The sequence below is a fragment of the Corynebacterium sp. HMSC074C01 genome (assembly GCF_001814605.1).
Taxonomy (GTDB): domain Bacteria; phylum Actinomycetota; class Actinomycetes; order Mycobacteriales; family Mycobacteriaceae; genus Corynebacterium.
Map to the genome: position 1 here is coordinate 14,155 of NZ_KV817285.1, position 19,934 is coordinate 34,088.

Annotated in this window: 21 protein-coding genes and 1 tRNA gene; 16 read left to right on the top strand and 6 right to left on the bottom strand. The window is 60.2% G+C overall.

Annotation, left to right across the window (positions count from 1 at the left end):
• Nucleotides 1-32: 32 nt before the first annotated feature.
• Entirely contained in the window at nucleotides 33-1,385 is a 1,353-nt protein-coding gene (locus HMPREF2978_RS08295; RefSeq protein WP_070525290.1) for a nicotinate phosphoribosyltransferase, read from the bottom strand.
• 41 nt (nucleotides 1,386-1,426) lie between these two features.
• Nucleotides 1,427-2,005 (bottom strand): hypothetical protein, encoded by a 579-nt coding sequence (locus tag HMPREF2978_RS08300; RefSeq protein WP_246818745.1) that lies wholly within the window; start codon nucleotides 2,003-2,005, stop codon nucleotides 1,427-1,429.
• 88 nt (nucleotides 2,006-2,093) lie between these two features.
• On the opposite strand from HMPREF2978_RS08300, the gene clpS reads away from it, so the two are divergent.
• From clpS to rdgB, 7 genes are all read left to right on the top strand, one after another.
• Nucleotides 2,094-2,429, top strand: coding sequence for an ATP-dependent Clp protease adapter ClpS (clpS, locus tag HMPREF2978_RS08305; protein WP_083316518.1), 336 nt, complete (start codon nucleotides 2,094-2,096; stop codon nucleotides 2,427-2,429).
• Between the two features lie 4 nt (nucleotides 2,430-2,433).
• Nucleotides 2,434-2,970, top strand: coding sequence for a DUF2017 domain-containing protein (locus tag HMPREF2978_RS08310; RefSeq protein WP_070744974.1), 537 nt, complete (start codon nucleotides 2,434-2,436; stop codon nucleotides 2,968-2,970).
• A gap of 64 nt (nucleotides 2,971-3,034) precedes the next feature.
• Nucleotides 3,035-3,757 (top strand): rhomboid family intramembrane serine protease, encoded by a 723-nt coding sequence (locus HMPREF2978_RS08315; protein WP_246818746.1) that lies wholly within the window; start codon nucleotides 3,035-3,037, stop codon nucleotides 3,755-3,757.
• Complete coding sequence (gene murI / locus HMPREF2978_RS08320) at nucleotides 3,757-4,533, top strand: glutamate racemase (protein WP_070744978.1); 777 nt, start codon at nucleotides 3,757-3,759, stop codon at nucleotides 4,531-4,533. The genes HMPREF2978_RS08315 and murI overlap by 1 nt, the downstream gene beginning before the upstream one ends.
• A gap of 67 nt (nucleotides 4,534-4,600) precedes the next feature.
• Complete coding sequence (locus HMPREF2978_RS08325) at nucleotides 4,601-5,368, top strand: MBL fold metallo-hydrolase (protein WP_070525297.1); 768 nt, start codon at nucleotides 4,601-4,603, stop codon at nucleotides 5,366-5,368.
• Between the two features lie 22 nt (nucleotides 5,369-5,390).
• Nucleotides 5,391-6,119: a ribonuclease PH gene (rph, locus tag HMPREF2978_RS08330; protein WP_070525301.1), complete on the top strand. Its 729-nt coding sequence runs from the start codon at nucleotides 5,391-5,393 to the stop codon at nucleotides 6,117-6,119.
• Nucleotides 6,113-6,724 carry an RdgB/HAM1 family non-canonical purine NTP pyrophosphatase gene (gene rdgB, locus HMPREF2978_RS08335; RefSeq protein WP_070744980.1) on the top strand — a complete coding sequence of 204 codons (612 nt, stop codon included), beginning with the start codon at nucleotides 6,113-6,115 and terminating at the stop codon, nucleotides 6,722-6,724. The genes rph and rdgB overlap by 7 nt, the downstream gene beginning before the upstream one ends.
• A gap of 333 nt (nucleotides 6,725-7,057) precedes the next feature.
• On the opposite strand, the gene HMPREF2978_RS08340 is transcribed toward rdgB, so the two are convergent.
• Nucleotides 7,058-7,139 (bottom strand) — tRNA-Leu (locus HMPREF2978_RS08340).
• Between the two features lie 143 nt (nucleotides 7,140-7,282).
• Here HMPREF2978_RS08340 and HMPREF2978_RS08345 point away from each other — a divergent pair.
• Together HMPREF2978_RS08345 and HMPREF2978_RS08350 are read left to right on the top strand one after the other, a co-directional pair.
• Nucleotides 7,283-7,681, top strand: coding sequence for a hypothetical protein (locus tag HMPREF2978_RS08345; protein WP_010191248.1), 399 nt, complete (start codon nucleotides 7,283-7,285; stop codon nucleotides 7,679-7,681).
• A complete protein-coding gene (locus HMPREF2978_RS08350) occupies nucleotides 7,678-8,034 on the top strand; it encodes a DUF3817 domain-containing protein (protein ID WP_010191247.1) in 357 nt (118 codons plus the stop codon). Before HMPREF2978_RS08345 ends, HMPREF2978_RS08350 begins: the two co-directional genes overlap by 4 nt.
• Here the strand turns inward: HMPREF2978_RS08350 and HMPREF2978_RS08355 are convergent.
• The gene (locus HMPREF2978_RS08355) at nucleotides 8,031-8,801 is read right to left on the bottom strand and encodes a DeoR/GlpR family DNA-binding transcription regulator (RefSeq protein WP_070525305.1); all 771 of its coding nucleotides are present in this window, start codon (nucleotides 8,799-8,801) and stop codon (nucleotides 8,031-8,033) included. The genes HMPREF2978_RS08350 and HMPREF2978_RS08355 overlap by 4 nt on opposite strands.
• 113 nt (nucleotides 8,802-8,914) lie before the next feature.
• On the opposite strand from HMPREF2978_RS08355, the gene HMPREF2978_RS08360 reads away from it, so the two are divergent.
• Together HMPREF2978_RS08360 and HMPREF2978_RS08365 are read left to right on the top strand one after the other, a co-directional pair.
• On the top strand, nucleotides 8,915-9,262 hold the full coding sequence (locus tag HMPREF2978_RS08360; RefSeq protein ID WP_246818747.1) for a hypothetical protein: 348 nt from the start codon (nucleotides 8,915-8,917) through the stop codon (nucleotides 9,260-9,262).
• 59 nt (nucleotides 9,263-9,321) lie between these two features.
• A complete protein-coding gene (locus HMPREF2978_RS08365) occupies nucleotides 9,322-9,927 on the top strand; it encodes a hypothetical protein (protein ID WP_070525308.1) in 606 nt (201 codons plus the stop codon).
• A 78-nt stretch (nucleotides 9,928-10,005) separates the two neighbouring features.
• Here HMPREF2978_RS08365 and HMPREF2978_RS08370 read toward each other — a convergent pair whose 3' ends face one another.
• Nucleotides 10,006-11,928 (bottom strand): solute carrier family 23 protein, encoded by a 1,923-nt coding sequence (locus HMPREF2978_RS08370; protein WP_070744981.1) that lies wholly within the window; start codon nucleotides 11,926-11,928, stop codon nucleotides 10,006-10,008.
• A 354-nt stretch (nucleotides 11,929-12,282) separates the two neighbouring features.
• Between HMPREF2978_RS08370 and pflB the strand changes: the two genes are divergently transcribed.
• The 5 genes from pflB to HMPREF2978_RS08395 all read left to right on the top strand — a co-directional run bounded on the left by pflB (nucleotide 12,283) and on the right by HMPREF2978_RS08395 (nucleotide 18,107).
• A complete protein-coding gene (gene pflB, locus HMPREF2978_RS08375) occupies nucleotides 12,283-14,394 on the top strand; it encodes a formate C-acetyltransferase (RefSeq protein WP_256380754.1) in 2,112 nt (703 codons plus the stop codon).
• A 35-nt stretch (nucleotides 14,395-14,429) separates the two neighbouring features.
• Nucleotides 14,430-14,681 (top strand): autonomous glycyl radical cofactor GrcA2, encoded by a 252-nt coding sequence (gene grcA2 / locus HMPREF2978_RS13515; RefSeq protein ID WP_070525314.1) that lies wholly within the window; start codon nucleotides 14,430-14,432, stop codon nucleotides 14,679-14,681.
• Nucleotides 14,682-15,551, top strand: coding sequence for a pyruvate formate-lyase-activating protein (pflA, locus tag HMPREF2978_RS08385; RefSeq protein ID WP_070525316.1), 870 nt, complete (start codon nucleotides 14,682-14,684; stop codon nucleotides 15,549-15,551).
• A gap of 4 nt (nucleotides 15,552-15,555) precedes the next feature.
• Nucleotides 15,556-16,806: an alpha/beta fold hydrolase gene (locus HMPREF2978_RS08390; protein WP_070744985.1), complete on the top strand. Its 1,251-nt coding sequence runs from the start codon at nucleotides 15,556-15,558 to the stop codon at nucleotides 16,804-16,806.
• Between the two features lie 104 nt (nucleotides 16,807-16,910).
• Nucleotides 16,911-18,107, top strand: a complete 1,197-nt coding sequence (locus tag HMPREF2978_RS08395) for an SPFH domain-containing protein (protein ID WP_070744986.1) — start codon at nucleotides 16,911-16,913, stop codon at nucleotides 18,105-18,107.
• A gap of 124 nt (nucleotides 18,108-18,231) precedes the next feature.
• On the opposite strand, the gene HMPREF2978_RS08400 is transcribed toward HMPREF2978_RS08395, so the two are convergent.
• Nucleotides 18,232-19,929, bottom strand: coding sequence for an ABC transporter family substrate-binding protein (locus HMPREF2978_RS08400; protein ID WP_070525322.1), 1,698 nt, complete (start codon nucleotides 19,927-19,929; stop codon nucleotides 18,232-18,234).
• Nucleotides 19,930-19,934: the final 5 nt, after the last annotated feature.

Sequence of the window (19,934 nt, forward strand, 5' to 3'; positions counted from 1 at the left end):
GGCAGTGTAGTCGGTCGCCTCCGCCAGGCTTCTTAAGAGTCGAAGCCGATGAAGCGGGTCGGGACCGCAGGCTCGTCGCGGGTAAGTGCCAGGCCTTCCCACGGCAAGGTAGTGATGGCCTGGGCTAGGTATTCACGGGATTCGTGGAGGGTAGGAAGGTTTCCTACGATCTCTCCGTCGCGCATGAGCGGCACCGTCATCTCACGTGTACGCAGCGTGCCTGTGTCCGGGTCCTCGGCGGAGAAGGGGAGTACGAGCTCCTCGACGGCCACTCCGGAGGAACGGTAGGCGCGCAAGGAACGCTTCGCCCCACCCTGCGACTTCTTCGAGGAGGAGCGCTTGGCTACTCGGTGGCCGTCGACCTCGACGACCTTGTACACCATGCTGGCCGTCGGGGCGCCAGAGCCGGTGACTACCGAGGTGCCCACGCCGTAGACGTCGACGGGATCGCCGCGCAGGCCGGCGATGGCGAACTCGTCGAGGTCGGAGGACACCACGATCTTGGTGTTGTGATTGCCCAAGTCATCGAGCTGCTTGCGCACGCGGCGGGTGACCGCGGCCAAGTCGCCGGAGTCGATGCGCACACCGCCCAGCTCGGGGCCGGCTACGCGCACGGCGGTTTCTACGCCCTTGGTGATGTCATAGGTATCCACGAGCAGGGTGGTGTCCACGCCAAGGGTCTCGATCTGGCTGCGGAAAGCTGCCTCTTCGTTCGGGGTGCCGTCCTCGTTGACATGCGCCAGCGTCCATGCATGCGCCGCGGTGCCAGAGACTGGGATGTCGTAACGGTAGCCAGCCTCCAGGTTGGAGGTGGCCTGGAAACCTGCCAGGTAGGCGGCGCGGGCGGCGGTCACGGCAGCGTATTCGTGGGTGCGGCGCGAGCCCATCTCGATGATGGGGCGGCCATCCGCAGCCACCACCATTCGGGAGGCCGCAGAGGCCACGGCGGAATCGGAATTCATGATGGACAGGATTACGGTTTCCAGGATCAGGCATTCGCCAAAGGTTCCGCGCACGGTCAACAGTGGCGAGTTGGGGAAGTAGAGCTCGCCTTCGCGGTAGCCATCGATGTGTCCAGAGAAACGGTAATTGGCCAGGTATTCCTTGGTTTCTGCATCCAAGAAGTCCATCTCTGCCAGCTGCTGGGCGGTGAAGCGGAAATCCCGTACGGCGCGCAAGACGCGCTCGGTGCCGGCAACGACACCATAGCGCCGCTCGTTGGGGAGGCGGCGGGCGAACACCTCGCAGGCCACCTGGCGGTGTGCAGAGCCATCGCGTAGTGCTGCTTGCAGCATGGTCAGCTCATATTTATCGGTAAGGAGAGCCGTGGAACGATCGCTAGGTTCGAACCCAGAACCCTGGGCATTGTCTGAGATAGTAGTCACATCGAAGATGCTACTCAGGCAGTACCGAAAAATCAGCTCTTCTATTCCTCAAGCTGAATGACAACGTAGACCTTACCGTCGCTATAGGCCGTGCCTACCGCGGCAGTAGTCATCCGGGGGTCGCGCAAAGCGGCCACACTGTCGGGTGATCTACGGATGTCTTCCATAAATTCATAGCCGCTAGCCTTGTCCACAGGTAGGTGGTGCTGGACCATCTGCACATTTTCTTCCGTGTGCTCTTCCTTGTGCGTCACCGCGTTGCACTCCGCCTTTTCGCGGGCAGCGGTTTGGCGTTCGATCCACGGCACCAGCGGGGCCTGGCCGTCTTCCTTGCGCCACTTGTTGAGCCCCTCCATAAGTTCCTCTTGGATGGTGGTGAGCTGGCGTTGGACGGGGACGTCGGGAAGCTCGTAATCGCACTTTTCAGGTGCGGGAGTGTCTGGCTCCTGCGAGCTGCCGTCCTCGGACGGGGTGGTCAGACTGATCACGGCAGTGACGAGCGTGCCGCCGAGGACAAGCACGGTGAGGATGCGCTGCAGGAGGGGGATAAGATCCTCTCTTGACGGTTGGCGTCCCGCGAGAATGTCAGTAACTGCTGGGGGAAGGGTGAAAGAATTCATCGGTGTCACCTGGAAACGACAATCAGGTCAAAAGTTGATGACAGTATAACCGCTCGCTACAGGAAAAAATTTGGCTAGGGTAGAGGACATGAAAGCGCACAACGAAACGTCCGTGGGCGTGGTGATGAGTTCGCCCATGGCCACCCCGGAGCTGGATGAGGCGATTGAGGTCGACGTCGCAACGAGCGAAAACCTGCCGTGGATGTGCATTGTCTGGGATGACCCAGTTAACCTAATGAGCTACGTTTCCTACGTGTTCCAGACCGTTTTGGGCTATGACAAGAAGCGGGCTAATGAGCTAATGATGCAAGTCCATACCGAAGGTAAGGCGGCAGTCTCCTCAGGCGAGCGCGACAAGGTCGAAGCCGACGTGAAGAAACTACAGGTCGCCGGCTTGTGGGCCACGATGCAGCAGGCAGGATAAGAGTATGCAGGCTTGGAAGAAAAAGAAGTCCTTCATGCGTGGTGCGAAATACACGACTGTTTTCGAACCCATGGAGCGCGAGGTTTTAGGTGATCTCACCGCGACGGTCTCCGAGGCCATCATTGCGCGCGCGCAATCAGCGCCCAAGGACGAGCTGGCGGACATGCTTGATATGCCCACCGGCCACACCGAAGCACCGGAGGATCCATCGCTGGCCCGCCTCTTTCCGGATTTCAAAAAGGAGGGGGATGAGGAATTCGACGGCGATAACTCGCTGATGCGCTCGCTGCACGAGAATGACATCGCGCGCGCCAAGCTAGAAAACCTCCAGGTAATTAATACCGCGCTCGGGCCTACCGGCGGGGTCGAGGTGGCAATCAGCGAGGAGGAGGCGCATGCCTTCCTCGCCGGTCTCAATGACCTGCGCCTCTTCATCGCCGCCGGGGACGTGCCGCAAGATGCGCCCGGGGCAGACCGCGATACGCTTGTGGAATGGCTGGCCTTCTGCCAAGATTCGCTGCTCAACGTCATCATGGACTAGCAGAAGCGCAGGCTGGGAATAGAGAGGTGGTCCGCACTGCGCGCTTGCTAAAGTTGGAGACATTATGACGACGAGTGGACCCTTTGGCCAGCAGCATTCGCATGAGCCCAACCCCTTTCAGCCCCGCCCGGCAAGTCCCGGCGCGGGGCAGAAGCCTGTTCTCAACACGGGGGATTCGAAGAATTACACTCGGACCGGCCGACTGAAAACGGCTGCGTCTTTAACGGTGGGCTTCCTGGCCGTAGAGTGGATCATCCACATCATTAACTTCCTGTTCTTTGGAAGCGAGCTGGGCCAGTACGGAATTCACCCTCTGGATTTCAACGGCATTTGGGGGATTTTCACCGCGCCGCTTCTCCACGCAAACTTTGAGCATCTCATCGGTAACTCGCTGCCCGGTGCGGTCTTTTGCTTCCTCATCGGTCTTTCGGGGCGCAAAGCCTGGTGGGAGGTCACCGTCATCGTGGTGCTCATTGCGGGCATAGGCACGTGGCTATTGGGAGGTCCGGGAACATCGCACATTGGTGCCTCAGGAATGGTGTATGGCTGGTTGGCCTACCTCATCGTGCGGGGAATCTTTAACCGCTCGTTGGGCCAGTTCCTCGTTGGCGTGGGGCTGGGGTTTGCCTATTCCGGTCTCATTTGGGGTGTGCTGCCGATCTATGAGGGCGTCAGCTGGCAGGGGCACCTGTTCGGCGCTATTGGCGGCATTGTCGCGGGAATGGTGATTACCTCGGATGACCCGATTAAGAAGGTAAAGTCTGAGCCCCGGGGAGTAGTGCGCTAATGCCTGGTGCAACATCTCCCATTGGGATTTTTGATTCGGGCGTGGGCGGCCTGACCGTCGCGCGTACCATCATCGAGCAGCTTCCCGACGAATCCATCATCTACATCGGCGATACCGCCCACGCGCCCTATGGCCCGCGGCCCATCGCCCAAGTACGTGAGCTATCCACCGCGATTGCCGATGAGCTCGTGGAGCGCGGCTGCAAAATGTTGGTGATTGCCTGCAATACCGCTACGGCCGCCTTCTTGCACGATGCCCGGGAACGCTATGACATTCCGGTCGTCGAGGTGATTCGCCCGGCCGTACGCCGCGCCATCGCCACCACCCGCAACGGCAAGATTGGCGTCATCGGCACGGAGGGCACCATTAATTCAGGCGCGTACCAAGATCTTTTTGCCGTCAACCCGAATGTCGAATGCGAGGCGGTGGCCTGTCCTGATTTCGTGAACTTTGTCGAGCGCGGCATTACCGCTGGGCGCCAAATCCTGGGTGTGGCTGAGGGCTACCTCTCGCCGTTGCAATCGGCGGGCGTCGATACGCTCGTTCTTGGCTGCACGCACTATCCGCTGCTCACCGGTGTCATCCAGCTCGCTATTGGAGACAACGTCACTTTAGTGTCCTCGGCGGAGGAGACTACGAAGGATGTCTTGCGCATCCTCACCACTACGGACATGCTCGCCCCAGCGGGGCAGGTGCCCACCCGCAGTTTCGAGTGCACGGGTGACCACGCGGCATTCGAGCTCTTGGCCACGCGCTTCTTGGGACCCAAGATTTAGTGCTGGTGAAGATGTACAATCGACGCAAATCCCGCATCCCCCGTTGTTTCGTGGAACTATTGAACGCATGAAGCTGACCATCCTAGGCTGTTCCGGCTCGGTGCCCACCGTGGGTAATCCGGCCTCTGGCTATCTCTTGTCTTTTCCCTCTGCTCCGTCCATCATCATGGACTTGGGCCCGGGTACGCTTGCACGCCTGCAGGAACTCCAGGATCCTTGCGATGCCCACGTGGCATTAACTCATCTCCACGCCGATCACTGCTTGGACTTTCCGTCTTTGATGGTGTGGCGTCGCTTCCACCCCACAGCACCCGCGGCGTCCCGTAATTTCTGCCTCGGGCCGTCGACGACTGAGACCCACCTGGGCCGGTTGTCCTCGGATGCCCCGGACGGGGTGGATGACATGAGCGATACATTTGCGTTCAGCCCCTGGGTGGATCGGGAACGCCAGCTTGTCGACGATGTCTACATCACGCCTTTCCGAACCGTGCACCCGGTAGAGACGTATGCCTTGCGCGTCGAGCACTCCAAAACCGGAGCAACCTTGTGCTATTCCGCGGATTCGGCCTATACACCCGCGCTCGTTGAGGCTGCCCAGGGTGTGGATGCTTTCCTTTGTGAGGCTGCATGGGGCGAGACCTCGGAGGATAAAGCCCCAGACATGCATATGTCGGGAGCAGAAGCCGGACGCCTGGCGCGTGAAGCGGGTGTGAAGAAGCTGGTGCTCGTTCACCTCCAGCCGTGGGGCGATGCCGCCGCCACCTACGCAGCAGCTGCTCGCGAGTTCGACGGAGAGATCGTCGTCGGCGCTGCCGGGATGGAGCTCGAGTTCTAATACGCGCGGTAGGGTAGTGGGCATGACTGATTTCACTCGTGCTGATGGTCGCGCGCTCGACCAACTCCGTAGCGTTCGCATTACCCGCAACTTCACCACCAACCCGGCCGGGTCGGTCTTGGTGGAGTTCGGCAACACCCGAGTCATGTGTACGGCTTCCGTGGAATTCGGAGTGCCGCGCTTCAAGAAGGACTCCGGCGAGGGCTGGTTGACCGCTGAGTACGCGATGTTGCCTTCGGCCACCCACGATCGCATGCCTCGCGAGTCGATGAAGGGCAAGGTCAAGGGCCGCACCCACGAGATTTCACGTCTGGTGGGCCGCAGCCTGCGCGCAGCGGTGGACCTGTCTGAGCTGGGGGAGAACACCATCCAGCTGGATTGCGACGTGCTGCAGGCAGACGGCGGTACCCGCACGGCGTCGATCACCGGCGCGTATGTGGCGCTGGCTGATGCGATTGCCTACCTCAAGGAGGAAGGTGTCGTCCCGGGCGAGCCGCTGCTGGATCCCATCGCTGCTGTTTCCGTCGGCATCATCGATGGCCACGTGTGCCTCGATCTGCCCTATGAGGAGGACTCCCGCGCGGAGGTTGATCTCAACGTGGTGATGCAGGAGGGCGGAGACTTCGTCGAGATTCAGGGCACCGGCGAGCACGGTCTGTTCGGCCGCGCGGAGCTCAACGACATGTTGGATGTGGCTCAGGCTGGCTGCGCCCAGCTTATCGACGCTCAAAAGGCGGCCCTCGGATGGTAAAGCTCCTCGTCGCTTCGAATAATGCCAAGAAGCTCAAGGAACTGGAAAAGATTCTCGCCGATGCCGGCATCGCGGGCATCGAGTTGCTCCCCCTGTCCGCGGTGGAGGCTTACCCGGAGCCCGTGGAGGACGGTCGCACCTTTGCCGACAATGCGTTGATCAAGGCGCGCGCCGGGGTGAAGCACACCGGCCTAGCGACGATTGCGGATGATTCCGGCCTCGCGGTGGAAGAACTCAACGGCATGCCGGGCGTGCTTTCGGCCCGCTGGTCGGGCGGACATGGCGACGATGAAGCGAACAACCAGTTGCTGCTGGGGCAGATGTCCCACGTGCCCGCGGAGCGCCGCGCGGCGGCATTCGTGTCGGTCTGCGCCCTGGTGACCCCGGATGGCCAGGAGTATGTGGTGGAGGGCCGTTGGCCCGGCGCCGTGCTCACCGCACCGCAGGGCGAGAATGGCTTTGGCTACGATCCGCTTTTCCAGCCCGAGGGCGAATCCCGCTCCGCCGCGGAGATGTCCCCGGAGGAAAAGAATGCGGTTTCGCACCGCGGCCGCGCACTGGCGCAGCTGCGCGAACCTTTGGCGGCCCTCGCCGGCCAAGCCTAAGCATCCGCCGAGCCATGACGGCTAGCCCCAGCATCCGCGAGCTGGGCTGGTTGAGAGGGACCAAACTAGAAGGACCATCTGCGCATATTCTGCGAAAACCACCTGGGGAAACGCAGAAGCTGACTCGCAGGTGGTCCCTTAACTTTGGTCCCTCCGCACTTGGTTCTACTCACATGGTTCTCCTGCCCTCAAACGAACCTTCTGCGGTGCTTCAGCTGGTTTCTTTGCCCCCAGAGGAACCCGATGAGGGGAACCATATGACTAAAACCATTTGGGCGCAGGGCTGGGGTAAAGAAAAGCCCGCACGGAAAACTCGCGCGGGGTTTGAAATTGTGCGCCCGGTGAGACTTGAACTCACACGTCATAAGACACTAGAACCTAAATCTAGCGCGTCTGCCAATTCCGCCACGGGCGCGGGTTTCGTCGCTGCGGAGCACTCTTGGCTCTGCGCAACGTTCACTAGCCTACAGGGCGGCAGGCCATAGACGGAAATCCACTTTTCTGGGCGTGGTGGGTAGGCTGTTCAGGGTGAGCACCAACTCAGCACCGAAAAAGCGGATGAAGGTTCGATGGTGGCACATCGCCCTCATTGTGCTCTTCGTCGTGCTCTTTTTATTCCTTGCTTATTGGCAGTGGACTCGGTTCCGCTCCGGTTCGGGAACCTTTCAGAACTTGGGATACGCCTTCCAATGGCCGCTGTTCGCGGTTTTTGTTGTTTACGCATATCGCACCGCACTGCGCTACGAGAATGAGCGTATCGATGCCGAGAACGAAGCTCTCGAGCGGGGAGAAGAGCCAGCCCAATATGAGGCTGAGGACGTGCGCGCGGCCAAGGAGCAAGCCGTCACCAAGATCGACGAAGATTTTCTACCGCCCCGTCCACAGGTTGATGTGGAAACCTTCAACGCTATGAACAAGCAGCGCCGCCGTCGCGGCACCGAAGAGGAGAATTTATGAGCAACTCAGTGAACAACGCTGTCCATCCTGACCGTCAAGCGCGTATCCGTGGCCCGCTGAAGTTCTTTTCCATTGCCGCCACGATTACCGGTATTTTTCTTCTGATTCTTGTCGCGCGCATGATCCTGCAGTACGGCGTGGGCATGGAGATGCCGTCGTGGGCCACGCTCATCGCCCAGGCGCACGGCGTGGCCTACATGGTCTACCTCGTGTCCATCTTGGTCCTCGGCCCGCGTGCCATGTGGCCGGTAGGCAAGCTCTTTACCACGGCGCTCGCCGGTGTTGTTCCGTTCCTCTCCTTCTGGATGGAGCACAAGCGCCGCACTGAAGTTGTAGAGCAGTTCCAGCTTTAGGAGTCTTCCACAGGCACCATGATGAGGTTGGCGCCGGAATCGACTACATCCTGAGCTATCTCTGGGGATAGGTCATTTGTTGTGATGAACGTGTCAACTTGGTCAAAGTCGGCCACTCGGTGGGCCGACATGCGGGTGAACTTCTCTGGTGTGGTGACAACGATGATGCGCCTGGCTGCTTGGAAATAAGCCCGCTTAATGGTGGCCTCGGTGAGATTCGGGGACATGAGACCTACCGACGGAGTACACGCGCAGATACCCACGATTGCTAGGTCGAAGCGCATGGACATCACTGTGTCCACAGCTTCTGCTCCGTACACCGCAAGATCATCGCTATTGACGGTTCCGCCGGGAATTATGACGTCGGAGCCGGGTGTTTTGGCTAAGGCCGCGCCCGCGTACAGGGACATTGCTAGGGCCGTGATGTCCATGCCGGCGAGATTTCGGGCGACGGCCGTGGGTGTCGTGCCCGAGTCAATGAGAACACAGGAGCCGGGCTCGACTAGTCGTGTTGCCTCGGCAGCAATAGCGCGTTTTCCAGCGGGGTCCTCTTTTCGGCGAACCTCTAGGGGATAGCGTGCGCCTCGTCGCACAGCGGGGCGAGCGCCGCCGTGAAAGCGCGTGAGGGCCCCAGCTTCTTCTAACTCAGTGAGATCTCGGCGGATGGTAACCGCGGAGGCCCCAGTGAGTTCTTGCAATTGGCTGACCGTTTTGCTCCCCGAGTCAACAGCCCAAATGATTCTGCGTTGGCGTTCTTCCTTGTCCATACCCCTGATTGTATAGAACTGAAACGACCATATACAGTGAGCGTTTCAATCTTTAATCTGTAGCTTGTCAAGGCAAAAAGCCACGTCATGCAGGATTAAGGAAGATGATTGAAATGCGCAAGACCATTACCCTTGGGCTTATGATGAGTAAGCGGCTCGCTGAGAACATTGCCACTTATGCACCGCAAGGAGTTTCTACCCGGTGGATCGGTAGCGAAGTGGAAGCGCGTGCGTGCGACGGCGTGATTGTCGACGCCACAGAATTCGCTGGTGTTCCTCCCGGCCAGGTTGTGCTGGTGCTTGGCGACGTCAACGGAGTCGCCGAAGAACGCCTTCGGAAGTCAGGCTCGGTGGTCATGGATCGTCACCTGCGCACACATATAGACACCCTGTTAATGGCTTTTGCTGCTTTCGCTGAGCAACAGGCTCTCGTCTCGGTGGCTGCGGGCGAAGTGTACTAAAGCTGCGGAGACTAATCTGGAACGTAGCTATCTCTACTACGCACGAAGGGCTAAGACTCATGTCTCCTCGAAAACTCAGCACGACCCTCATCGCCCTCGTGGTGCTGTTGTCCTTGGCTTGCGCTGCGCTTGGTGTTTACGCTGTGCGCCAACCGCACGAGGTTTATAGCGCCCCAGTTCAGTCCACGAACTCTCAGGTGGTCAAAGCGGTCGAGCGCGAGGAGCAGGTTGTGCTCCTGGGCCTGGGTATCCAGGGGCTGGCGGAAAAATCCTCCGCTGGGCAGGTATTTGGTGTGAAGGTTCCGTGGACCGACCGCACCCAGTTTGTGCAGTATTCCTATAAAGCGAAGCTCGGTATCGAAGGCAAGGAAGTTCGCGTCACCGAAACCGGCGAGCATTCCTACACGGTCCACATTCCGGACTTTATCTTCATTGGGCATACCGACGAGGAGTTCAAGACCGCCGTGGAGAACAACGGAGTTCTCAGCTGGACCACGCAGCCACTCGACGCCGCATCCACGGTGTCGGACGTCCTCAGTGCCGATAAGAAGCGCAAGGACATCAACGACAACCGCGAGCTCTTACAAGACCAAGCCCGCAGCTTTTATGAAGGCATCATTCGCGGAGTGGACTCCGAAGCCCAGGTCACCATGGAGTTCAGCTAGATCCCACGTCGAGTGACCTTTTAACGTGGAATGAACCTTTTAACGTCGAGTGTCCTCTTTACGTGGAATGAACTATGTTCATTCCACCTCCGTGAACTTGCGGTCCCAATAAGCGCGTACCGGGTTGGCGTCCGCGAGGAGGATGTCGAAGCGGTCGTTGGCAATCTCGATGATTTCGCTCAAGACCACGCGCTGTTCCAGCTCATCCGAGTTGGACAGGCGGCGCACGCCCGCATCGATAACCCGGTCGGCCGAGTCGTTGGTGTCCAGGTATGCCACAAAAGGCATGTCGAAGCGCTCGCGGTAGGCCTGTGAGACGTCGATAAGCTGCTGCGTTTGGACATCATCGAGGTCATCCAGGGCCAAGGAACCGCGGTCGGCGGAGATGGTGGCGGCCGTGTCGGAGTCTGCGAGCAGCAGCTCATCCATCGCCGGGTAGTCGTGGATCAGTGCACGGCGCTGGTCGCTCGGAGCGGTGAGCACCGTGACCTGGATAGCCTCCCGCAGCTGGCTGACGTCCTGGAAGGGGCGCAGCTCCCAGGCAGCTTCGAGCGGCCAAGTTTCGTTGTTGAAGAGCGGGCGCAATGCGCTGACGAAGCTCTCGCGGTCCATCTCGTTGAGCTCCTTGAGCGAGACGCCGGCGCCGTCGAGGCGGCTGACATCATCACCGGACTGCGAGCCGACGTGGAAGAAGAGCAAGTTGAGCAGAATCGCGGTGATAGCGCCGATGGACATTCCGGAGGAGACGAAGATCTGCGCCCACTCCGGGAAGGCAGTCGCTACGTCCGGCTTGAAGGTGACGAGCATGGCCAGCCCCAGCGCGGTGGTAACGATGGCGGCGTTGCGTCCGTCGGCGATGTCTTCCTTCGCGATGGTCTGCAGACCGGCCCAGGCAACGTTGGCGAACAGAGCAAGGGAGGCACCGCCGAGCACCGGGGAGGGGATAGCCGCCACGATGGCTGCAGCCTTGGGTAGCAGCCCCAGGATGATCATGAAGCCCGCTGCTGACACCGCGACCCAGCGGGACTTCACACCGGTGAGGCGGACGAGGCCGACGTTCTGAGCAAAGCAGGTATAGGGGAAGGAGTTCATCACGCCACCAAGGGTGGTGGAGAGACCGTCGGCGCGAATGGCGCGCACAACGTCATCGCGCTTGATGCGCTTCTTCACAATCTCACCGGTGGCGAAGACATCGCCGGTGGTTTCCACCATGGTGATGATCATGACGATGATGAGGGAGAGAATCGCCATGATGTCGAACTTCGGCATACCGAAGTAGAAGGGCGTCGTCATGCCGATGGCATCAGCCTCACGCACGCCGTCAAAGGACGTATCGCCCAGCACGAAGGCCACGCCAGTACCGATGACCAAACCAAGCAACACAGACAGCGTGCCCATGAAGCCGCGGAAGAAACGTTGCACAACAATGATGATGGCCAGCGTGCCGAAGCCATAGAGCAGATCGCGTGCGGCCGGCACCCCGTCAGCGTAATTGACAAAGTCATTTGCTGAGACCGCCAGCAGCGACGTACCCATGACCAAGAGCACGGTGCCGGTGACAATCGGCGGGAAGTATTTGAGCACGCGTCCAAAGACCGGCGCAGCGAAAAAGGTAAAGATACCGGCGGCAATAATTGCGCCATAAATCGTGGGCAGCGGCTGGTCGCCCGCGCTCATACCAATGGCGATGATGGGGCTCACCGCCGTGGTGGTTACGCCCTGGATGATGGGCAGCCGGACGCCGATGTGCTTGCCGACGCCCACCGCCTGGATCAACGTGGCCAGACCACAGGTCAACAGGTCAGCGTTGATGAGGTGGATCGTGGTGGCCTCATCCAGCCCGAGCGAACCCGCGATAAGCAGCGGGACGATGACCGCGCCAGCGTAGAAAGCGAGAACGTGCTGGAGACCGAGCGCCGCTAACTTGGGCGCTGGCGGGACAACATCAACGGGGTGCGTTGGGGGAGTGGCGGGGCTAGCGGTAGCGGCGGTGTCGGACACGCAAAGAGCTCCTTGCTGAAGGGCGAGACGAGGATACTGCGCATAACAATAGAGCGCGGCGCGGACAGGCACCAAGAACTCGCCTGGAAGGTGTGGGAAAGGCCACGTCAGGGGGTGATTTACCCCCGCATCTAACCGTACGGTCGTTACCTATGAGAGAGCTGACCAGTGTGGTGCTAAAACCAGCCCGTTCGGTGGCATGGGGCCCGCATTTGCCGATATGAGGTTATGCGTCCGTACCCCTACTATGGGCTACAGAGAGGGGTTCGGTGACGAAACGGGTTGACCGAATTACCTGTGAACCGAAGTCACCTAAAGCCCTTCTGCGACTAAGCATTATGCGTCGTGTGAACTATGAAGGGAGTCAATTTAGTGACCACCGCAACTGAACAGTCCGTGCAATTCGAGGCATGGAAGGGCTTTGAGCCCGGCCCGTGGACTGAAAACATTGACGTTCGTGATTTTATCCAGCGCAATTACACCCCTTATGACGGGGACTCCTCCTTCCTCGCTGGGCCCACCGAGAAGACGCAGCGCGTGTGGGATCATTTGGAGAAGAATTACCTGTCCGTCGAGCGCCAAAAGCGCATCTTCGACGTGGATACCCACACCCCGAGCGATATCGATGCTTTCCCGGCCGGTTACATCTGTGAGGACGACAACGTCATCGTGGGCCTGCAGACGGATTCTCCGCTGAAGCGCGCCATGATGCCCAACGGCGGCTGGCGCATGGTCAAGCAGGCTATCTTCGAGGCCGGCAAGGAAGTTGACCCAGACGTAGAGAAGATCTTCACCCGCTACCGCAAGACCCACAATGACGCGGTCTTCGATATCTACACCCCGCGCATCCGCGCAGCGCGTTCCTCTCACATCATCACCGGCCTGCCGGATGCCTATGGCCGTGGCCGCATCATTGGTGACTACCGCCGCGTGGCACTCTACGGCGTGGATTACCTCATCGCTGAGAAGGAGGCTTCCAAGCACGCAGTCGGTGATATCGGATTCTCCGAGCACTGGGCACGCTACCGCGAGGAGCACGCCGAGCAGATCAAGGCGCTGAAGAAGCTCAAGGTCATGGCTGAGTCCTATGGTTTCGATATCTCGAAGCCCGCGAAGACCGCCCACGAGGCAGTGCAGTGGACCTACTTTGGCTACTTGGCCTCCATTAAGTCCCAGGACGGCGCCGCCATGTCCATCGGCCGCCTCTCCGCATTCTTCGACTGCTACTTCGAGCGCGACCTTGCCGCTGGCACCATCACCGAGGAAGACGCCCAGGAGATCATCGACCAGCTCGTGCTCAAGCTGCGCATCGTGCGCTTCCTGCGCACCGAGGACTATGACCAGATCTTCTCCGGTGACCCGTACTGGGCAACCTGGTCCGATGCCGGCTTTGGCGACGATGGCCGCCACATGGTGACCAAGACTTCCTTCCGTCTGCTGCAGACGCTGATCAACCTGGGCCCGTCCCCGGAGCCGAACATCACCATCTTCTGGGATCCGCAGCTGCCGGCGGGCTACAAGGAATTCTGTGCCCACATCTCGATTGAGACCTCCTCCATCCAATACGAGTCCGATAAGCAGATTCGTGAGCAGTGGGGCGACGACGCCGCAATTGCGTGCTGCGTGTCCCCGATGGCCGTCGGCAAGCAAATGCAGTTCTTCGGTGCCCGCGTCAACGCTGCGAAGGCCCTGCTCTACGCCATCAACGGCGGCCGTGACGAGGTCAGCGGCAAGCAGGTCGTGGACGGCTATGAAGCAATCCAGGGAGACGGCCCGCTCGACTTCGACGAGGTCTGGCAGAAGTACGAGGAGATGCTGGACTGGGTTGTGGGCACCTACGTTGAAGCCCTCAACATCATCCACTACTGCCACGACAAGTACGCCTACGAGTCGATCGAGATGGCGCTGCACGATTCGGACATCGTGCGCTCCATGGGCTGCGGTATCGCCGGCCTGTCCATCGTGGCGGACTCGCTCTCCGCCATCAAGTACGCCAAGGTCTACCCGGTGCGCGATGATTCCGGTCTGATCGTGGACTACAAGACGGAAGGTGACTTCCCCTTCTACGGAAACGATGACGACCGCGCCGATGACATCGCCGCCACCATCGTTCACACCGTGATGGAGAAGATTAAGGCCATCCCGATGTACCGCAACGCTATCCCCACCCAGTCGGTGCTGACCATTACCTCCAACGTTGTCTACGGCAAGGCCACCGGTGCCTTCCCGTCCGGCCACGAGGCGGGCACCCCGTTCGCGCCGGGCGCCAACCCGGAGAACGGCGCGGATAGCCACGGCATGGTTGCCTCCATGCTGTCGGTAGGCAAGCTGGACTACAAGGATGCACTCGACGGCATCTCGCTGACCAACACCATCACCCCGTCCGGATTGGGCCGCACCCCGGAGGAGCGCATCACCAACCTGGTGGGCGTCCTCGACGCCGGCTTCATCATGGATTCCGAATAGACCACATCCACACCACTTCCTAAGGAGAACACAACATGGCAACCAAAACTTTCGACGAGCGCCTCGCTTCCATGAAGGCCAGCCGCACCGCCAACAACATGAACTCGGGCCTCTACCACGCCAACATCAACGTCCTGGACAAGTCCACCCTGGAGGACGCCGTTGAGCACCCGGAGAAGTACCCGAACCTCACGGTCCGCGTTTCCGGCTACGCGGTGAACTTTGTGAAGCTCACCCGCGAGCAGCAGCTCGACGTCATCTCCCGTACCTTCCACCAGGGCTCCTAAATGGCAGATGGCATTACCGGCGTCGTGCACCTCAACCCTGAAGAAGGGGAGAAGGTGCGCGGCGCCGCCGCCGGTTTAGGAACGGATAATGACCTCGAGGGCTACACCCGACCGGAGTTGATGCAGGCCCGCCGCTCTGGCGATGTCGCGCTCGTGCACTCCTGGGAGCTGGTGACGGCCGTGGATGGGCCTGGAACCCGCATGACCATGTTCATGTCGGGTTGCCCGTTGCGCTGCCAGTATTGCCACAACCCCGACACCATGGAAATGAAGGTCGGCACCTTGGAGCGCATCGAGGATGTGGTCAAGCGCATTAAACGCTATAAGCCCGTCTTCAAGGCCTCCGGTGGTGGGCTGACCATTTCGGGCGGTGAGCCACTTTTCCAGATTGCCTTCGCACGGCGCTTGCTCAAGGAAGTCCACGATGCAGGCATCCACACGACGATCGATACCTCGGGCTACTTGGGCGCGCGCCTGCGCGATGAGGACCTGGACAATATCGACCTGGTGCTCTTGGACGTCAAGTCTGGTGACGAGGAGACCTATAAGAAGGTCACCCGCCGCGAGCTGCAGCCGACGATCGATTTTGGGGATCGCCTCAACGCCATGGGCAAGCCGGTCTGGATTCGCTTCGTGGTGGTGCCGGGGCTTACCGACAGCCCCGAGAACGTCGCCAACGTGGCCAAGATCGTCTCCCGCTGGAAGAGCAATATTGAGCGCATTGAGGTGCTGCCCTTCCACAACATGGGCGCGGACAAGTGGCACGAGCTGGGCTACCCGTACACCCTGGAGGACACAAAGCCGCCGAAGCCGGAAGACGTGGAGGAGATCCGCGAGGTGTTCCGTAAGGAAGGTTTCGTGGTCTACTAGAAGCATGAAACGCTTCGGCCATACCATCAAGGAACACACCATCACCGTCCCCTGGGACTATGACAATCCAGCCGCGGGGGAGTTCGAGCTCTATGCTCGGGAAATCATCCCGCCGGGCGGTGAGAAGTACCCGGCGCTGCTCTATAACCAGGGCGGGCCGGGTTTCCCGGCGCCGCGGCCGACGGGTGCCACTGGGCTGATCGGCAAGGGCTTGGAGCGCTACCGCTGGATCCTCATGGACCAGCGCGGCACTGGGCGCAGCCACCGCATCGATGAGCTCAGCCCGGCTGAGGATCGCACGGCGCAGCGCTTGGCACAGCTGCGGCAGGAGAATATCGTGCGCGATGCCGAGCACCTGCGCGGGCACCTCGGCGAGGACTCCTGGGATCTCTACGGCCAATCCTTTGGCGGCTTCATCATTACTGCCTATATTTCGATGTTCCCCGATTCCATCGGCCGTGCCTTTCTCACCGGTGGCCTGCCCACCCTGACTAAGGGTGCGGATGATCTCTACCGCACGACCTTTGCCAAGCTCAAGGTGCGTCACGAACGTTTCTTCGCCCAGTTCCCGTGGGCTCAAGCACGCATCGAGGAGCTCATCCACCACCTGGACAACTCAGAGGAGCTGCTGCCGACAGGGGAGCGTCTGTCCTCCCGCCGCTTCCGCACTATCGGCATTGAGCTGGGACGCGGCACCGGCTTTGATTCTCTGGGATACCTGCTGGAGGAGCCTTTCCGCACCGTGAACGGCGAGAAGCGCTTGCGTTCGGACTTCCTCAACAACGTCGGTAGCCGCGTGAGCTTCCAGGCCGGTCCTCTCTACGCGGCGATTCATGAGTCCATTTACGGTGGCGTTGGCGGCCAGGCCGTCACCGGCTGGGCGGCGCACCGCGTGCGCGAGGAATTCCCCGAGTTCGCCGAGGATGGCACGTGTCTGACCGGCGAGCACATTTTCCCTTGGCAGTTCGACGAGGACCCGGCGCTGCGCCCCTTCAAGCAGGCTGCCGAGGAGCTCGCCGCCCACGAGTGGGCAAGCTCGCCGTACGATGCCGCCAAGCTTGCCGACGCCCCCGTTACCGCCTCCGCCGCCATCTACCTTGACGATATCTTCGTGCCCTTCGAAGACTCCCTGGCCACGGGGGAGACCTACCGCGACCTGCGCCCAGTGGTGACCAACCGCTTCCAGCACAACGGTATTAGCGAAGACGGCGCAGGGATTCTGGGTGAGCTCTTCCGGGTGGCCGACCAGCGTTAAGCGCTTCGACTGGGCTCGGGGAGTAGTCTCCCTCGCCGTGTGGTGGTGGTCACCGTGTGGCACACTGGTTAGGAAAATCTAAATCGAGCAGAAAGGATAAGCCTATGGGCGGTCTCATCGTCATCGGCGTGATTCTCCTACTTATTATTGCCACCGCCTTCGACGGTTTCTATATCGTCCGGACGAAGGAAGCCGCCATCATTGAGCGGATGGGTAAGTTCGTGAACGTTGCTCACGCGGGCTTGCACTTCAAGGTGCCTTATGTCGACCGCGTGCGCGCCAAGATCAGCCTGCAGATCCGTCAGCTCGATGTCATGGTGGAAACCAAGACCAAGGACAACGTCTTCGTTCAGATCCCCGTTGCCGTGCAGTACGAGGTAGTTCAAGGCAGCGAGCGCCAGGCCTTCTACACCCTGTCCAACCACGAGCAGCAGATCGTGGCTTACGTTCAGGACAACGTCCGCTCCTCCGTGGCAAACATGAACCTGGATGATTCCTTCTCATCCAAGGACACCATCGCCCGCAACGTGGCGATGTCCCTGCGCGATAACATGGCCGCCTATGGCTGGAACTTCGTCAACACCCTGGTCACCGATATTCGCCCGGATGCCCGCGTGCGCGAGTCCATGAACTCCATTAACGCGGCGCAGCGTGAGCGCGAGGCAGCCGTCGCCCAGGCAGAGGCCGAGAAGATCCGCGTGGTCAAGGAAGCCGAAGGTGCGGCCGAGGCCAAGAAGCTGCAGGGCCGCGGTGTGGCTGACCAGCGTAAGGAGATCGTCGAAGGTATTGCTCAGCAGTATGAGCTGCTGCGTGCTGCCGGCGTGCAGGAGAACCCCGAGACCCTCATGCTGGTGTCCCAGTACCTCGACGCCATGGTGGATGTGGCCGACCGCGCTCACACCAACGTGCTCTACATGCCGTCCAACCCGGGCGGCATGCAGGATCTCTTCGGCGGTATGCGCGATACGTTGCTGTCCACTAACGCTATTAATGAAGCCCCGAAGCCGAAGGTGCCGGCCGGCGAAGCAAAGCACAGCCGCGAGGACGCCGCCGCTGAGCGCCGCCGCCGTGAGGAGCAGGAGCGCCGCGAGCGCGATGAGCGTGCCCGCCGCGAAGCTGAAGCGATGGAACAGGCACAGCGCGCACAGCAGCAGGCACAAGAACAGGTGCAGAACGCTCAGCAGGGCCAGGGCTTTGGTCAGATTTCGGGCTTCCCAGCCCCGCCGCAGGGCAACAACCAGCCGCAGAGCGCGCGTGACTACTTTGATCAGTTGCGCAACCAGCTCAACAAGGACAACTAAACACAGTTAAAACACCCGAAGAGGGCCTTCCCGCAGTTTGGGAAGGCCCTCTTGTCGTTGCCCTACACAGCGGACGTGATAGCTAGGCACCGCGCATCATGTGGTGCAGCGCCGAGCACGCTACCTACTTGACGTAGCCGATGTTCTCCACCTCAATGACGGCGAAGGAGTTGGCACCGAAGTTTGCGATATCGGGGTGGGTCGCAACCATGGTCGGGCCGTTGAAGATAGGAATGATGCCGTACTGGGCAAGGGCTTCTTTCTCCAGCTCATTGGATCTTTTGATCTGCTCGTCTGGGTCAGCGATCTGGGATAGCTCGTCGATCTTCTTGTCCAGTTCTGGCGTACCCGTACCGGAGCGGTTGAGCTGGGAGCCGGAGCGATAGGTCTGGCCGAAGTAAGCGACACCGAAGGGATCACCGGATGAGAAACCCATAGGCAGAATATCGAAGTCGTACTTGGAGGTGATCTCAGAGAAGTCAGAGACTGGGCGTTCCTCCACCTTCAGGTCCACGCCGATATCCTTCATCATCTTTTGGGTGGCGGTCGCCATGGCCTTGCTGATGGAAGAATCTCCCAGCAGCGTGTAGCGCATGGACAGCTTCTTGCCGTCCTTCTCGCGGATGCCGTCGCCGCCTTCCTTCCAGCCGGCTTCATCGAGGAGTGACTTGGCCTTCTCTGGATCGAAAGAAATGACTGCGCCGACGTTGTCCTCGTAGCCCTTCTGGGTTTGGTAGAGGTTGAAGGAGCCTGGCAGGTCTTCGGTGTAACCGTTGAGTCCGTTGAAGCGGATACCGGAGAGCGTGGCGCGGTCGATACCGGTCATGATGGCTTCGCGCACCTTGATGTCAGAGAGGATCTCGTTCTTGGAGTTGAGCGTGTACAGGTTCTTGCCTGGGGTCATGGCGGTGCGAATTTCAACGTCGGGCATGTCCTTGACGGCTGCCAGGCGTTCCTTGTTGGCCACGCCGGTGGCGTCGATTTCGCCGGCCTTGAAGGCGTTAATGGAAGCCTGGTCTTCCATCTGGCGGTAAGTCACCTTGTCCAGGAAAGGCTTATCACCCCACCACTTCTCGTTCGGGACGAAGGTAGCGCTGCCGTTCTTGAAGTCGACGCTTTCGACCTTGTACGGGCCCGCACCCCACTCCGGGTGGACCTTGCCCAGGTAGGCCTCGTTGAACTTCTCCGCGGAGTCAACCTGTGGCGGGAGCAGGACGTTGAACAGACCCTGCCACCACGGATAGGCCTGTTTAAAGGTGATGACGGCCTGCTTGTCGTTCTCACCTGGCTTGACGGACTCGATGAGCTCGTAGCCGTCGGTGGCGCTAACGTTGACGTCCTTGTTCTCACCGTTGTTGAACTTCCACGTGTTCTCAAAGGATTTCCAGTCAATCGGAGTACCGTCGTTGTACTGCGCCTTCTCGTGGATGGTGAAGGTGACGACAGTCTTTCCGTCCTTTTCTTCGTCTTTGACGTCGGTGATGTAGTCATTGTTGACGTGGAACTCACCCGCGCCATCGAAGAGGCCAATTTGCGGGTTGTAGTACTTCCACAGGCTCAGGGTGTATGAGGTGGCGTCGGCCTGGAAGGTGTTCTGCTGCTGGGAGATCTCGTCGATAGCCAAGCGCAGCTCGCCACCCTCCTTGAGCTCGGAGCGGTCCTTGGGGTTGTAGGAGCCGTCCAGCTTGACGTCGAGCTTCTCGCCGGAGGCGGAATTCCCTGATCCATCGGAGCCGGAGCCGCCATCGGAGGCGCAGCCGGTGAGGATGAGGGCAGAGGCGGTGACCACTGCGAGGGCGGTCCTGCGGAGCTTCATATTCATATGTG